This window comes from Alcanivorax sp. MD8A (assembly GCF_002888555.1).
Classification (GTDB): domain Bacteria; phylum Pseudomonadota; class Gammaproteobacteria; order Pseudomonadales; family Alcanivoracaceae; genus Alcanivorax.
Genome location: NZ_AQOQ01000002.1, coordinates 121,483 through 136,794 on the forward strand (window position 1 = coordinate 121,483; position 15,312 = coordinate 136,794).

The 15,312-nt window shown below is 58.6% G+C and carries 15 protein-coding genes; 12 read left to right on the forward strand and 3 right to left on the reverse strand.

Annotated elements, in window-relative coordinates:
• Nucleotides 1–252 precede the first annotated feature (252 nt).
• From A15D_RS01660 to A15D_RS01690, 7 genes are all read left to right on the forward strand, one after another.
• Nucleotides 253–1,605: a pitrilysin family protein gene (locus tag A15D_RS01660; protein WP_102790497.1), complete on the forward strand. Its 1,353-nt coding sequence runs from the start codon at nucleotides 253–255 to the stop codon at nucleotides 1,603–1,605.
• Nucleotides 1,602–3,035 carry a pitrilysin family protein gene (locus A15D_RS01665; RefSeq protein ID WP_102790498.1) on the forward strand — a complete coding sequence of 478 codons (1,434 nt, stop codon included), beginning with the start codon at nucleotides 1,602–1,604 and terminating at the stop codon, nucleotides 3,033–3,035. The genes A15D_RS01660 and A15D_RS01665 overlap by 4 nt, the downstream gene beginning before the upstream one ends.
• Nucleotides 3,022–3,624 (forward strand): 16S rRNA (guanine(966)-N(2))-methyltransferase RsmD, encoded by a 603-nt coding sequence (rsmD, locus tag A15D_RS01670; RefSeq protein WP_022985700.1) that lies wholly within the window; start codon nucleotides 3,022–3,024, stop codon nucleotides 3,622–3,624. Before A15D_RS01665 ends, rsmD begins: the two co-directional genes overlap by 14 nt.
• A 176-nt stretch (nucleotides 3,625–3,800) precedes the next feature.
• Nucleotides 3,801–4,313, forward strand: coding sequence for a methanogen output domain 1-containing protein (locus A15D_RS01675; protein ID WP_022985699.1), 513 nt, complete (start codon nucleotides 3,801–3,803; stop codon nucleotides 4,311–4,313).
• Nucleotides 4,313–5,242, forward strand: coding sequence for a sensor domain-containing diguanylate cyclase (locus A15D_RS01680; protein ID WP_022985698.1), 930 nt, complete (start codon nucleotides 4,313–4,315; stop codon nucleotides 5,240–5,242). The genes A15D_RS01675 and A15D_RS01680 overlap by 1 nt, the downstream gene beginning before the upstream one ends.
• Before the next feature lie 101 nt (nucleotides 5,243–5,343).
• Nucleotides 5,344–6,204 carry a metal-dependent hydrolase gene (locus A15D_RS01685; protein ID WP_031226594.1) on the forward strand — a complete coding sequence of 287 codons (861 nt, stop codon included), beginning with the start codon at nucleotides 5,344–5,346 and terminating at the stop codon, nucleotides 6,202–6,204.
• 54 nt (nucleotides 6,205–6,258) lie between these two features.
• A complete protein-coding gene (locus tag A15D_RS01690; protein ID WP_022985696.1) occupies nucleotides 6,259–6,528 on the forward strand; it encodes a hypothetical protein in 270 nt (89 codons plus the stop codon).
• Between the two features lie 6 nt (nucleotides 6,529–6,534).
• Here the strand turns inward: A15D_RS01690 and A15D_RS01695 are convergent, their stop codons facing one another.
• Nucleotides 6,535–7,338 (reverse strand): mechanosensitive ion channel family protein, encoded by an 804-nt coding sequence (locus A15D_RS01695; protein ID WP_022985695.1) that lies wholly within the window; start codon nucleotides 7,336–7,338, stop codon nucleotides 6,535–6,537.
• Entirely contained in the window at nucleotides 7,331–10,072 is a 2,742-nt protein-coding gene (locus A15D_RS01700) for an ATP-binding protein (protein WP_102790499.1), read from the reverse strand. The genes A15D_RS01695 and A15D_RS01700 overlap by 8 nt, the downstream gene beginning before the upstream one ends.
• A 180-nt stretch (nucleotides 10,073–10,252) precedes the next feature.
• Here A15D_RS01700 and A15D_RS01705 point away from each other — a divergent pair, with 180 nt between their 5' ends.
• The 5 genes from A15D_RS01705 to A15D_RS01725 all read left to right on the forward strand — a co-directional run bounded on the left by A15D_RS01705 (nucleotide 10,253) and on the right by A15D_RS01725 (nucleotide 14,311).
• On the forward strand, nucleotides 10,253–10,660 hold the full coding sequence (locus A15D_RS01705; RefSeq protein WP_102790500.1) for a CBS domain-containing protein: 408 nt from the start codon (nucleotides 10,253–10,255) through the stop codon (nucleotides 10,658–10,660).
• Between the two features lie 118 nt (nucleotides 10,661–10,778).
• The gene (locus tag A15D_RS01710; RefSeq protein ID WP_022985692.1) at nucleotides 10,779–11,270 is read left to right on the forward strand and encodes a DUF962 domain-containing protein; all 492 of its coding nucleotides are present in this window, start codon (nucleotides 10,779–10,781) and stop codon (nucleotides 11,268–11,270) included.
• A gap of 35 nt (nucleotides 11,271–11,305) precedes the next feature.
• Nucleotides 11,306–12,097 (forward strand): AraC family transcriptional regulator, encoded by a 792-nt coding sequence (locus A15D_RS01715; RefSeq protein WP_022985691.1) that lies wholly within the window; start codon nucleotides 11,306–11,308, stop codon nucleotides 12,095–12,097.
• Nucleotides 12,098–12,118: 21 nt separating this feature from the next.
• Nucleotides 12,119–12,985 (forward strand): enoyl-CoA hydratase-related protein, encoded by an 867-nt coding sequence (locus A15D_RS01720; RefSeq protein WP_022985690.1) that lies wholly within the window; start codon nucleotides 12,119–12,121, stop codon nucleotides 12,983–12,985.
• Nucleotides 12,986–13,039: 54 nt separating this feature from the next.
• Nucleotides 13,040–14,311, forward strand: coding sequence for an O-acetylhomoserine aminocarboxypropyltransferase/cysteine synthase family protein (locus A15D_RS01725; RefSeq protein WP_022985689.1), 1,272 nt, complete (start codon nucleotides 13,040–13,042; stop codon nucleotides 14,309–14,311).
• On the opposite strand, the gene A15D_RS01730 is transcribed toward A15D_RS01725, so the two are convergent.
• Nucleotides 14,312–15,280 carry an AraC family transcriptional regulator gene (locus tag A15D_RS01730; RefSeq protein WP_022985688.1) on the reverse strand — a complete coding sequence of 323 codons (969 nt, stop codon included), beginning with the start codon at nucleotides 15,278–15,280 and terminating at the stop codon, nucleotides 14,312–14,314.
• Nucleotides 15,281–15,312 lie beyond the last annotated feature (32 nt).

Here is a 15,312-nt window from a genome sequence, read left to right on the forward strand (position 1 = left end):
ACTCGTTGTTGCGCTTTCTTGATGGATGGACATACACCTTCAAAAGCGCGCCTAGATTGCGGGCCAGCCTGAAAGACTGAGCATGCAAGGCATTATTTAGAGGCTCCTTAACCGGTATGCTATGCCGGTAACAGCAAAAGGCGCCTGCCTGCAGGGTGGTCGCTCGCAGCGCGAGCGCGCGGCTATCCTAACATTAAGGAGTGCGGTGAGCAGCTTTCACCGTGGGGGACGCGCCAGCAATAGAGGCAATACATGAAAAAATGGATCGCGGGCCTGTGTCTGGCCCTGTGGGCGGGTGTGGCCGGAGCCTCGGCGCCGACCCACAGCTTTACCCTGGATAATGGCATGAAGGTGATTGTGCGCGAGGATCATCGCGCGCCGGTGGTTACCGTGATGGTGTGGTTCAAGGCCGGCAGCATTGATGAGGCGCCCTTTGAGACCGGCCTCGCCCACGTGCTGGAGCACATGATGTTCAAGGGGACTGAGCATCTGGGGCCGGGCGATTTTTCCCGACTGGTGGCCCGTTACGGTGGCAGCGACAATGCCTTCACCAGTTACGACTACACCGCCTATTACCAGCAATACGAAGCGTCCCGCCTGCCGTTGGCACTGGAGCTGGAGGCCGAGCGGTTGGGCAGCCTGCAGATTGACGATGAGGAGTTTCATCGTGAGCTGCAGGTGGTCCTCGAAGAGCGCCGCATGCGTACCGACGACAACCCCAATGCTCTCGCCTGGGAGAAATTTCAGGCCATCGCCCGGCCAGGGACCGGTTATGCCCACCCGGTGATCGGCTGGCGCTCACTGCTGGCCCAACTGCAGCCAGAGCAGGCCCGCAGCTGGTACCAGCGTTTTTACGTGCCAGGCAATGCCACCCTGGTGATAGCCGGGGATGTGAGCCGCGAACAGGTGGAGCCGTTGGTAGAGCGGTTTTTCTCTGATCTCCCTGCCGGCGAGACACCGCCGCGCCCGGAACAGTCCGTCAGGCCGGCGGCTGGTGAGCGGCGGTTGGCATTGACCATGCCAGTCAAGGTGCCTGCCCTGTACATGCTCTACAACGTGCCGTCTCTGGTGACGGCGGACAACAAGCAGGATTTCTATGCCCTGACAATGTTGGCGGGAGTTCTGGATGGCGGCATGAGCGCGCGGATTGAGACCGACCTGGTTCGTGGACAGAAACTGGTAGCAGGTGCGGGGGCGTCCTACAGCGGTATCCAGCGTGGAGATGGCACTTTTACCCTCTCCGCGGCACCGAACCCTGAGGTGTCCCTTGAGGAGGTGGAAGCGGCCTTGCGTGAGCAGATCGTACGGCTGCAGACGACCCTCCCTGACGAATCTGAAATGGCCCGGGTGCGTGCAGGTGTGCTGGCCGGGCAAGTGTATGAGAAAGACTCTGTGATGGGGCAGGCCATGGAGCTGGGAACATTGAGTACGCTGGGTTTAAACCTGGATTTATCAGAGACGTTTGCCGATGAGCTTGCCAGGGTGACGCCAGAAGAAGTGCAGCGTGTGGCGCGGGAATGGCTGGTGCCTGAGCGCCTTGCTGTCGCGTATGTGACTCCGCCTGCCGAGCAGCATCAGCGCAGCACGCTGGAGGCCACACAATGAAGAGACTAATGAAAGGTGCGCTGTTGCCTGTGCTGGCGGTTCTGTTATCGGCCTGTCAAAGCATGGGCGCGTTCCCGACCACAGAAGCCCAGGTGGCGGCCAGTGAGCCCCAGGCGCCGGCACTGGATATCCAGTCCTGGCAAACGGCGGAGGGCGCCAGGGTCCTGTTCGTCGCCAGTGATGCCCTTCCCATGCTGGATGTCCGCCTGGTAATGGCGGCGGGCAGCTCCCGGGATAACGGGGTTGCAGGGCTGTCTTCGCTGACCAGTGCCCTGTTGGGTGAAGGCGCTGCGGGCTTGAATGTGGACGATATTTCCCGCGGTTTTGAAGACCACGGAGCGCAGTTTGATGTGGGCAGTTATCGGGATATGGGGGTAGTGGAACTGCGCACCCTCAGTGACCCGGAATTTCGCGATCCGGTATTGACTTTGTTCAACCAGGTGATTGCCACTCCCAGCTTCCCGCAGGATGCGCTGGATCGCATTCGAACCCAGATGATGCAGGGCCTGCGCATGGAGCAGCAGGTGCCTGGCCCCCAGGTCAAGAAAGCCTATATGGCTACGGTGTTCGCCGGGCACCCCTACGGTGAGCCCAGTGACGGCACTCTGGCAACGCTGCCCGCGATTACGCGCGAGCAGCTGGTCGAGTTCTACAACACCTATTACGCGGCCGGTAACACCGTGATTGCCATGGTGGGGGATGTCAGCCGGGAACAGGCAGAGCAGATCGCTGGCCAGATCAGCCAGTCACTGCCCGAGGGAGGCGCCGCACCGCCACAGTCCCGGGCACAGGCCCTGACTGAACGCAAGCATGAGCACATCAATTTCCCGTCCGCACAGACCCATATTTTGCTGGGTAATCAGGCCACCTGGCGTGGTAACCCGGATCACGTCGCGCTTTACGTGGGCAACATGGTGCTGGGGGGAGGGGGCTTTGCTTCCATTCTCACCGACGAAGTCCGCCAGAAGCGGGGGTATGTGTATGGCATTGGTAGCGGCTTCTCGGCAATGGCTTCCGGTGGGCCGTTCCAGGTGTCGTTCAAGACCGCCAACGAAAACGCGGATGACGCGCTCAGTCTGACCCTTAAGTTGATTGATGATTTCGTTGAGAGCGGCCCCACAGAGACACAGCTTGAAGAAGCCCGCACCAGTATCCTTGGCAGCTTCGCATTGGGCACGGCGGATAATAGCGACATCATTGGCCAGCTGGGCGCCATCGGGTTTTACGATCTGCCCCTGGATTACCTGCAATGGTTCAACCAGCAGGTGCAAAACGTCACCACGAATGACATCCGCGAGGCGTTCCAGCGTCATTTGGTGCCGGCTAATCTGGCTATCATCAGTATTGGTCCGCAGGCGCCTGAGGTGAAGGCCGTTGGCGATGACCTGCAAGCCGGTGAACAAGGCGGCGTAGTTGATGGCGAAAAATAAAGGGCGCGGGGGGGGCGCCAGCAAAGGGCAGGTTCGAATCATCGGAGGTGCCCAGCGCGGCCTGCGTCTGCAATTTGTGGATCAGGGGGGGGATTTGCGCCCGTCGTCGGATCGCTTGCGTGAGACACTGTTCAACTGGCTGCAGTTCGAGTTGCCGGGATTGCGGGTGCTTGATCTGTTCGCCGGTTCCGGAGTGTTGGGGGCAGAGGCGCTGAGCCGCGGCGCAGCCACGGCCACGCTGATCGAGAAAAAGCGAGAGCGCGCCGTTGACCTGGATCGCCAGTTGCAGCCGTTGTTTGCTGAACGGGCCTGCGTTGAGGCCCGTGATGCCCTGATATGGCTACAGCAGCCCGCCACCCCCTTTGATCTGGTGTTCGTGGATCCACCCTATGATCTGGGGCTGGTCGAGCCTGCCTGCAGGTCGCTGGAGCAGCACGGCTGGTTGGCTCCACAGGCCTGGGTCTATGTGGAGTCTCGCAGTCACGATAGCCCTCCGCAGGTGCCTGCCCGCTGGCAGTTGCATCGGGAAAAGCGTGCAGGGGAGATTCATGCCCGCCTGTTCCGCTGCGCGTCCTCCGACGCCCGATAAATGAGCTCCGCCAGCCGCTACAGACGGTTTGTCTGCCGCTAGCCAGGTGAATGTAAATCTGAGTTCCATTCATCCCATTATCACGCCGATTGGGCGTTTCCCGGCTCCATCACTCGTTATTGACGGCGCTATATTGTGATTGAGTTCACAAATAGGGCGAGAGAGAGGGAGGCACCATGGATGAGGTGAAGAATGCCAGTATCCCTTTGAACAGGGACCGTTTCATGCGTCAGCTGCTCGGTCAGCTGGCTGAAACCATCGAAGATGTTGCCGGGCTGGAACATGCAGAAGGGCTGATCGCCATGGTCGGTCAGAACATGGGCGACAGTATCAATCGAGCCTACAAGGATGCCCTGGATGTGGGGCGGCTCGATCTCGAGCAGGTTGCCGCTGTGCTGGTGGATTTGAAACGTCGCATTGAAGGCGATTTCTATCTGTTAGAGCTTAGTGATCAAAAAATCATTCTCGGTAACCGGCGTTGCCCGTTTGGTGGCCATGCCAATGGCCGCCCCGCCTTGTGCATGATGACGTCCAATGTCTTTGGCGTGATTACCGCAGAAAACAACGGCTATGCCAGAGTGGAAATCAAGGAAGCGATTGCGAATGGTGATGCGCAATGCCGGGTAGAAGTCAGCCTCGACCCCAGTGAAGAGGGGCCTGGTCGTGAGTACTTTGTGGCAGATCCCTAATGATTACTCCTGAATGCGGTGCGATTCTGGATGCGATTTCCCTGCCGGTATTGCTGATCGATGGGCAGGGCTGCATCAAGGCCGTCAATCGTCAGGCGGCGGCCTTGCTCAAGGACGGAGCGCCAACCAATATGGCTGTGCTTTTACTTGGAGGGGGCGAGAAATTTCTGCGTAGTGTGCGACGTAACAGTCAGAGCGCTCACATGGGCACGCGTTTGGCGGCGCCACTGGAGCACTACTATCCAACCAGTTCCCGAATCAGCCTGAAAGGGGAATGGCAGGACTGTTATCTGATCGAACTGTTTCCCCGTGATATTGCCGTGGGCAGCATGCGTCGGGTATCAACCAGTTTGCGCCGCGAGGCCCAGTTACGGCGCACCTGCGTACAAGCCGAAGAAACCGCCCGCAGTGCCGAGAGTGAGGCGTGTGAAGACCCGCTCACCAGAATTCCCAACCGGCGGGCGTTCGATCGCTGGTTGGCGGAGCTGGCCCAGCAGTCCAGCCATCGGCACCACCCCTTTTCCCTCTTGTTAATCGATATGGATTACTTCAAGCGTATTAACGATAACCATGGTCATGATGTGGGTGATCAGGTGTTGAAAACCGTGGCCCGGCTATTGTCAGAGTCGCTGCTTCGGCCGGGTGACAGGGTTGCCCGAATCGGCGGTGAGGAGTTCGCGGTGCTGTTACCAAACACCGATGTCGAAGGTGCCAGCGATGTGGCCTGGCGGTTGGTAAAAAGGGTCAGGGACTATAATCGGCGCATTCAGCGCCAGCAAAGTGGCTATAAATTATCGACCCTTTCCATCGGTGGCACGGCTTGGTGTCCCGCGAAACCGGTTTCCGCGCAGGCGCTGATGAAAGCGGCGGATCAAAGCCTGTATCAGGCCAAGGGGCAAGGCAGGGATCAGGCGGTGATTCTGGGTTAAGGGCCATTCTTGTCCACGCGGGATCCCGAAAATGGCACAACCTGCACTAGAGTCCCACCTCCTTACTACCGAATACTGTATCGGTATACGGAGGAAACATCATGAATGCGCAAGCGAAAACGCCTAAAAGAATAAACCAGAGTGATATTCAGCCTCGCCGCATGGACTTCGAGTTTGACCCGTCCATCCCGCGTTACTGGTTTGACAACGACCAGTTCAAAAGCATGTTGCTGACGGCGTTGTCCTGCACCTTCCCCGAAGGGGAGCGTTTTTTTGTCCGCTCCGTACGATACTTCCAGAAAAGCATTCAGGATCCGATGCTGCGCGAAGAAGTAAAAGGCTTCATCGGGCAAGAAGCACATCATGGCAATGAGCATGATGCCTTCAACGCATTCATGGAATCCAAGGGCGTGCCGACACACAAGGTCGACGCCTATGTGAAGCAGGGCCTCAAATTCATGGCCAAGTGGTTGTCCCCCGAGCGACAGCTTGCCAAGACCTGTGCGCTGGAACATTTCACTGCCATGCTGGCAGAAATGATTCTGGAAAATCCGGAATTTATTGAAGGCATGGATCAGCGAATGGTGCCGCTGTGGCTATGGCATGCCATTGAAGAAAGTGAGCATAAATCTGTGGCATTTGATGTTTACAGAGAGCAAGTCGACAGTTACTGGGTTCGCAGCTCCGAGATGGCGTTCACCACCGTTGAATTTATTGGTTTCACTATCTATCACTACATTCAGCTGCGTCAGGAAATGGATGACCCGACCGATTGGAAGTCGGTGCGGGGTGGCCTGAATTGGTTGCTGGGTAAGCCGGGCTGGTTGCGTAAACTCGGTAAGTCATACCTGGCTTACTACAAGCGCGATTTTCATCCGTCGAAGCGAGACAGCGAACATCTGCGCAAGCGCGCCTTGATTCGCCTGGCGGATATGCTCGGCAAGCCGGAACTGGTGGCCTGAAGATTCACGTGCTGATGGCGTCAGCCTGTTACCCTTTGGGTAATGGAGGTGTGCATGAGCAATCTTATCACCCGCTTGAAGCAGCGGCTTTTTACCCGCAAAGACGTGCTGTCAGATCACCACGCAGGAGAGGATAATCCTTACCGGGATTATCATCCTGCCCATCAGGGTGACACGCCCGATGATCTTCACCGTGGGCGTCATCGCTACAAGGAAACCTTTACCAATCACTGGGATCTGGATTATCTGTCCCGGGAAGAACTGGAAGAGATTCTGGCTGAGCGTAACGGCGCTACCTCAGGGGCCAGGCGTAAGTCACGTTGATCCGGCTCATGCCGGCCGGATCACCCCGGCTTCGGTGAAGCGTTTTGATACCCGCACGACGATATCGCTTTGAAAAGCTTTTTCGTAATGGACATCCAGAACGTAGGCTTTCGCCCGCAGACGAATGGCCAACCGGTAACCCACTTCGATTTCTTCAATCGCGAAAGTCACCGGCTTTTTCAGATAGGCGAAGCGACTGGTGAAAATAACTTCTTCGATTATTGCCTTGGCCTCTTCCAGGTTGGCATCCAGCCCCACGTGAAAATCCGTGACCACCATCATGTCCAGCTCGCCGGCATTGCCGGACGCGACCACGTCGGTAATGAAGCGGGAGTTGGGAATGGTCACCAGGTTGTCGTCCAGGGTTTGCAGACGCACGGTGCGCAGACCAATGGACACGATTTCGCCATAGACATTGTCGAAGCTGACCCGGTCGCCGACCCGGAAAGGGCGATCAAACAACAGCAGCAAGCCCGCCACCAGCGAAGCCGCAATATCCTTGAGGGCAAAGCCCAGCGCCACGGCCACCGAGCCGCCCGCTGCCAGCATGAATTCTTTCGGGGGTTGCAGCACTCCGACCACCAGGGCAATGGCGCCCACCGTATACAGCACAAAACCGATCAGAGTGGTGATCTGCAGGATCAGGAAGCGCCGGGTGGGCAGTTTCTCAGTGACTTTCTGGCCGGCTTTGCTGATGCCCCAGTTCAGCGCCCACAACACAAAGCCACCGATGAACAGCAGCAGAATGGCGTAGACATTGAACAGCTCAACGACAACCGCCAGGTCGTTGACGATATTTCCATCATTCATTGAGCAGATTCTTCCTTGTCAGGTAACTGATCACCGGCTGATACCACAGGGGCACCAGGCGGTAGCGATTGTCGTCGGTTTTTTTCAGGAAGCCGGCATCAAAGCCACTTTTGAGCGCATAGCGCACCACATTTTCCGGCAGACAGGTTGCCGCACTGATTTCGCTGCTACTCAGGCGGCCGTGGGTGGCGATGGCGGCATACACAAACAGGGCGTTTTCTCCCATGCTGTCGAGGATGCCTGCGGATGGCGGCGTCGGCAGGCCGACCTGAACACGGCGGCCCTGTACCTTGATGGAGGTCAGCCATAAACGTAGTGCTACCAGCGGGTTTCCCCGGCTGGCGTCCCACAGGAGGCTGAAGTAACGCTGTTCGGCATTTCGAACATTGCCGGCCTCCGGCCCTCGTGATGACAGCAGGACTTCGTCGTAACTGACCTGGTAGCCGCCGAGATGGTTGCGGGACAAAATTAGTGAGCGGATATCCGACTGCCCCCAGCGCTTGACCCGCACCACATTACGGAACTGATAGTCACGGCCGAAGACGTTGCATAAATAGGCCCAGCTCTGGTTATTGATCATCAGTAACCAGAAGACATTATCCAGCCGTGCGTTAACCAGGCTCAGCACGGTGCGCCAACCCGCCAGCCCCCCCTGGGATGCCAGGAAAAAGTTTTGCGCCTCATCCAGAATCAGCAGCGTCGGAGCCCGGCTTTCATCGCTTTTTACCAATGCGGCCGGGCCTTGCTCCACCAGCTCGACGTTCAGGGCATCGCCGACAAGCCGGTGGATCTCATCGGGCTGAATGGTACGTGCGGGCACTTTCAGGGTAATGACTTCCAGGCCTTGGCAGCTGTCGCTGAGGGCGCTTTGCAGCTTGCCTATGCTGATGCTCTTGCCGCTGCCCTTCTCGCCGACCACGACCAGCGCATTTTCGTCGGTCTTGTCGCCATGCCAACGCTGTATCGTCTTTTCCATGGCAGCGACCAGGCCGGTATCGATGAAAGGCAGTTTGCTGCCTTCGGGAAGTTCCTGGGCAAACCAGCGCTCGTAGTTGCCTTCTTCCGGTGTTTCGGCGCTGTTGGCTTTTTCGTCATCTTCCTCGTTATTGATCTTGGTGCGCAGGCGGAACCAGCGGGCCTTGAAACGCATGTACCAGTCAAAATCGGCCAGTACCCGGTCAAGAAAATCCACCAGAAAGCTGACCAGAGCGACGGGCAACATGAGCGGGGCAAAAAGCCAGAACAGCCATGGCGTCAACAGACGCTCGGCTACCGGGTCCAGATACGATGGCAGGATTGCCTGCAGGCACAAAAGGTAATCGTGATTTCGCAGTGCCAGCAGTCGGCCGACCGCGAGATAAAGGCTGGTACCCAGTAACCCTGCCAGCAGGTAATACAGCAAGGACGGCCCCAGGCTTTCCCAGACCACCAGTAAAGGGAACCACGGCACCATCAGCCAGCCCGCTACCTTGCGTGAGTGGGCAATGACCTGACGCGACTGGTCAGCACTCAGGTAGGTGTTGGCACTCTGGGCGACGCGACCAATCAGCCATTCCCCGACCAGGCTGGCCAGTCCGTAAATCACGTACAGGTGGGCAAACGGCAGCAGCCATAGCAGTACCTTGGTCGAGGGGCTGTCGAGCAAGGGGGCCAGCTGACCCAGGAAAAACCACAACAGCAGCCAGGGCAGCATCGGCGCGATGCCACTGATCAGCCGGCTGGCATTGCGCAGCCAGCGGCGCTGGCCGCTGGCGGCCACGACTTTTTCGTGCAGGCTCAGGGCCCAGTGGCGACTGCGATGGGCCAGTTTGGCCAGCAGCACGAAACCGGCGATGCCCAGCACCAGAGCGAGCATGTTCTGCACGATGGGCATATAGCCGGTACGGCGGATCGGTGCGCTCAGGTCATAACGCACCAGGGTGATCGTATCCATCAACCGTTGCTGAATTCGGGCGCCCTCCCGTGCCAGTACCGCTGGGATGCCGGTCAGCCCGCCCATGTCCAGCACCATGTCGCTGAGGTGGCGGCGATGCCACTGATCAGCACGCAGGTCGCGAACCTGTTTCTGCACCTCCAGCCGGGCCTTGATCAGGTCCCGGTAAGGCGTCGTGATGGGAGATGGCGGTGACAGGGAAGGAGGTTGATGCCAGAGTTGATCCAGATCCGCAGTCACCCCGGCATCGGACTGTGCCATGTGCGGCACTAGCGCCCAGAGGCGGGCAATGTGGTCTTGTACGAGTCTGGCGCCCGTGACCAGCGAGGGGCTGCTCTGGGGGTCGTCGATACGTTCTTGCAACTGGTTATGCAGGGTGCTCAATTGGGCCAGGGCCTGGCGCTGGGCCGGGCTCATGCTCAGCAGGGTATGTCGCAAGCGGTAAAGGGCGGTGTCCAGCGTCGACAACTGTTCGGTCAGGGCCTCAATGTCGTTCTGGACTGCCTGGCAGCGACTGTCAGTGCTCTGGCGTTTGGCCGGCGGGTTGCCCGAGACCGCGTCAGGATGGGCGAGTGGTTGCCCAAGCAGCCCTTCCAGTTGCTGCGGCGCGGGGACCTCCCCATTCAGGATGGTCTGCAGACGCTGACGGTCAGAGGCCAGTTGTTGCTCTTCGCGCTCCAGCGCAATCAGGGTCTGTTCCGCTTGTTCGCACGCTGTGGCGGCCTGGGCAGGAGGCGCCATCCCGGAGAGCAGCAAGGTCAGAATCAGACCCCAAAAACGTGGCTGTCGCGTGAATCCCATTCCTTGCCCTCTGTCCCTGTATTTTGTGCGCGTTCCCATTGTAGGAAGCGCGAGGGGGTACGTCACCTGTTGGTGCACCGCCTCATCAGAACCGGCGATCAGTCCGATAGCGGAATCGCAAGGGCAGTTTCCCGGCCCGGTGGTATAGTCAAAGGACGTTCAGCGTTTAAGGAGCGCATCATGAGCGATCTAACGGTGGCCGCACTCATGGCCCGACATCCGATGGCGGTGGCAACGGGCACAGAGCTCACCGAAGTGGTGGAAATTCTGCTGCAACACAAATTCACCGGACTGCCCGTGGTCGATGACAGTCAGCGGGTCGTGGGATTTGTGTCCGAGCAGGATTGCCTGCGCAAGTTGCTGGTATCCAGTTATCACTGCGAAGGCAGTCTGATTGTGGATGAGTTCATGCACGATCAACCCCTCACGGTCAGTGAAAGTGACTCCGTGGTGGATGTGGCAGAACTGATGGTGACCCAGAAACCCAAGATCTACCCGGTGGTGGATGCCCAGAAACGGCTGGTGGGCTTGTTGACCCGTGATCAGGTGCTGCGCGCCCTGAAGGACAGTCGACGCGCTTGCGCCTGAGGGTGCCTGCGATGCCGGTAAGGGCTGCGAAACGTATCATGGCCCTTTCGTACAATTGTGTCCGCGTGCCCCGGGTTAGCGTAAGACCAGCTCAAAACAACAACTCGGGAGAGCTGGCATGCGCGATCTTCACACCTTTCTGGGCGACTACGCAGAGAGTCACCAGAATCCGGTAAACCAGTGGGTGCACATCCTGTGTGTGCCCGCCATCTTTGTCTCCACCTTAGGGCTGTTCTGGCTGATTCCGGTCGGTCAGTGGCTGGGTTTGGAGGGCAGTCTGGCCTATTGGGTCAATGGCGGTTCCCTGCTGGCGCTCGTTTGCATGCCCTTTTATTTCCGGATGTCTGCCGGCATGACCCTGTTGATGGCGGGTTGGCTGGCGGCGTCCATCGCCGCCATCGTACTGGTGGAGCGCAGCGCCCTGTCGCTGGGCTGGACCAGTGCTGCCGTGTGGCTGTTGGCCTGGGCCGTTCAGGTATGGGGCCACAAGGTAGAAGGCAAGAAACCCTCGTTTGTGGATGACCTGGTGTTCCTGCTGGTGGGCCCCATGTTTGTCTCCATTGAACTGGCCCACAAGCTGGGTCTGCGCAAGCACCCCGTTTCGGCCTGATCCGCACATTGTCCGCCCGGCTCCGGGCGGGCATCATGACCGGCATGTCTACACTGTCGCCGGTATCCGACCCCCGTCTGTTGTCCCCGCTCTATGTCTGGCGCGGGGGCTGGCTGGCCGTGCTGTCGAATATGGCCAATCAGCCGCACCGGCATGTGGCGGCGTCGCTGTTGGTGGGGCTGCAAGGGCCGCTTAATGTCACCGTGGATGGTCGGCGACTCGATCAGCAGATCGTCCTGGTTCCCCCGGAGCAGACCCAGACCCTGCACAGTGAAGGGCCGGTCGCAGTCATTCACCTCGATCCAGATGAACCTGCCTGGCGAGGGCTGTCCGCTGGCATGGGGGGACACCTTCAGCAGATTTTGTTGACTGCGTTGCCTCCCCTGGCAGAAGCGCAAGCGCACCCCGACAGTGTGATTCGTTTGCTGGCCGCCATTCGCGACACCGCCACTATTCATCCACTGGACCCACGTGTGGCCAGCGCCTGCCGGGTGCTACGCGAGCATGAGGAGGTGGATCTGGAGCAGCTGGCGGAGCAGGCCAACCTGTCAGCGTCCCGCTTTCGGCGTCTTTTCAGTGAGCAGTTGGGCGTCACTTTCAAACGATTTGTGCTGCACCTCAAGAGCCAGCGGGCGCTGGCGTTATGGGAAAGCGGCATGACCCTCACCGAGCTGGCGGTGGCCGCCGGTTTTTACGATCAACCCCATCTCAACCGGACGCTTCGGGCCATGTTCGATGCCCTGCCATCGCGCTATGCTCGGGGGCAACCGGTACAGGTAGTGCCGCTTTCTGTGCCCGAGGGCATCTCTCAGACACGGCCGTCCTGACAACAACAATGCGGAGTCATCATGGATTACAAGGACATCAAGACCGAGCTTTCCGAGAACATTCTCACCATTACCCTTAACCGCCCCGAACGACTGAATGCGTTTACCCTGCGCATGAAGGATGAGGTGGTTCATGCATTGAATTACGCCGACAGCACCGATGAGGTGCGTGCGGTCATCGTTACCGGTGCCGGCAAGGTGTTTTGTGCCGGCATGGAGATGGAGCCGGAGGATGGCGGCAATCTGTTTGGTTATGACGATGCGGAAGGGATGGATCCGCCGCTTGAGCAAATCCGGGACTCCGGTGGCGAGCTGTCACTTGCCATTTATCAGTGCCGCAAACCGGTGATTGCCGCCATTAACGGTGCTGCCGTGGGGGTGGGCATTACCATGACCCTGCCCATGGACATTCGACTGGTGGCAGAAAACAGCAAGATCGGTTTCGTCTTCACCCAGCGAGGCATCACCCCGGAAGCCTGTTCCTCCTGGTTCTTGCCCCGGGTCGTCGGCATGCAGAAAGCGCTGGAGTGGGTGATCAGTGGTGACATTTTCATGGCGGAAGAAGGCGTGGAAGCCGGCCTGTTTCACAGTGCCCATGACAAAGGCGAAGTGCTGGATGTTGCCCGCTGCATGGCGCGCAAGATGATCGCCAAGAGCTCCCCCATCGCTGTGGCACTGGCCAAGCAGATGTTGTGGCGCAACCCTAACTTCAGTCACCCCGCTGAAGCACATGTGGTGGAATCCAAAATGATTTACTGGTCTAACGAGTTCTGGGACGGCAAGGACGGTTTTACCGCGTTCCTGGAAAAACGTGCACCCCGTTTCGAGACCGCTATGGCGGACATCCCCAAGCAGTTCGATTTCTGGAAAGAGCCTGAGATAAAATAATTTTTTTTTGCCGCATTTGTGGCGTTTGCGTGAAAAGAGAGAGGACCGACCATCATGAAGAAGGAAACCCTGTCGATACACGGGGGCTTTGCGGGCGACCCGCAGACACATGCGGTGGCTGTGCCCATGTACCAGACGACAAGCTATTATTTTGATGATACCCAGCACGGCGCGGATCTGTTCGATCTGAAAGTGCCGGGTAACATTTACAGTCGCATCATGAATCCGACCAACGCCGTGCTGGAAGAACGTGTTGCGTTGCTGGAAGGGGGAATTGCTGCGCTGGCAATGGCGTCTGGCATGGCGGCCATTACGGCTACCGTACAGACCCTCGCACGTACGGGGGACAATATTGTGTCGGTCAGTCAGTTGTACGGCGGAACCTACAACCTGTTTGCCCATACCTTGCCGAATCAGGGCATTGAAGTGCGCATGGCCGATGGCCGGAATCCTGAAGCCATTGCCGCCGCGATTGATGACAAGACCAAGATGGTGTTCTGCGAATCCATCGGTAATCCGGCCGGGAATGTGGTGGACATGGCGGCACTGGCGAAAGTGGCCCACGATGCGGGCGTGCCGTTAGTGGTTGATAACACGGTTGCCACCCCGGCGCTATGTCGCCCCTTTGAGCATGGTGCTGATATCGTCGTGCACTCCCTGACCAAATACATGGGCGGGCATGGAACCACCATTGCCGGTGCGATTGTTGATTCCGGAAAATTCCCCTGGAAAGACAACCCGCGTTTTCCGCAATTCAACCAGCCTGATCCCAGCTATCATGGCGTTGTCTATGTGGAAGCCATGGGGGAGGCGGCCTTTATCGGTCGCGCGCGTGTTGTCCCGCTGCGCAATATGGGGGCGGCACTGTCTCCCATGAATGCCTTCCTGATTCTGCAGGGCATTGAAACCCTGTCGCTACGCATGGAGCGTCATTGCGAAAACGCAATGAAGGTGGCGGCGTTTCTCCGGGACCACCCGAAAGTGAGTTGGGTGAACTTCGCCGGGCTGGATTCCGACAAGGACCATGCCCAGGCGAAACGCTATATGGATAACGGTATACCCTCCTCGATCCTCAGCTTTGGTGTCGAAGGTGGCCGCGATGCTGGTGCCCGGTTTATTGATGCCCTGGAGATGATCAAGCGATTGGTGAATATCGGTGATGCCAAGTCTCTTGCTTGCCATCCGGCGACCACAACCCATCGTCAGCTCAGCGATGATGAACTTAAGAGTGCCGGAGTGAGTGCAGATCTGGTGCGGTTGTCTGTCGGCATCGAACATATCGATGACATTCTGGCCGATATAACTCAGGCGCTGGAAAAGGCCTGATTATTGTTGCTCACGAAACTGGGCCGGCGTCATGCCGGTCCAGCGTTTGAACGCTTTCGAAAATGCACTCTCATCCGAGAAACCCAGTTGCTCCGCAATATCACTGAGTCGCTGGGCGTCCTGTAGTTTTTTTTCTGCCAACCCCTGAAGCAAGCCGTCGCGAAGCAGTTTGAAACTGGTGCCTTCCTCTCCCAGTTTGCGCACCAGATGGCGGCCGCTCATGCCCAGGGTGTCGGCCACTTTCTCCTTGCCCCAGTGGGGGTGCTGGCGGAGCTGTTCAGTGACCTGGGCACTGAGAGACTGGTCGCCGAGAGATTGCAGCAATTGGTCTGCCAGGGTGCGCAGGTGTTGGCACAGGGCAGGGTTGGCGTAGATCAGCGGCAGGTCCAGATCCGTGACCGGGATGATCAGGGTGTTGTGGTCACACAGAAAGCGCACATCGCTCAATCCCAGCAGCGACTCATAACGGCGATTATCATCCAGGGCAGCATGGGTGAAGTGCAGGCTGTGGGCGGCCAGTTTGTTGCCTGTGGTCCAGCGGGACAACTGCAGAAGGGTTGCCATGGCGGCCTCGACCCGTTCCGCCTGGCGAGTCTGGTACTGCGGCAGGTAATGGATAATGCAGCGGTCAGCGTCTTCGTGATACTGAAAGTGCCCTCCTTCCCCGACGATGGGGTAGTAGTCGATCAGGCTGTCGAGTGCGTCCCGTACCGTCTCACAGCTCATCAGCACCATACCGGCGGTATCCAGGTGCCCGACTTCCATGGCCAGCCCGAATTGCACGCCGACCAGTGGATCGTCCGCCTGGGTGCAAAAGCTCTCCCATATCTGCCCCTGCAGTTCCAGGCTGACCCGTTCCTGCGAGGCAAACCCATTGCGCAGCGCGTCAGGCAGGGCAAACCCCAGCGTTTCTGCCGCCTGGCTGATGGCCTGGGTAAAGCGCACTGTGACTGTGGGGCTGTGAGGCATGGTATGGCGGTCCTGATTTAACCGTGGACAGG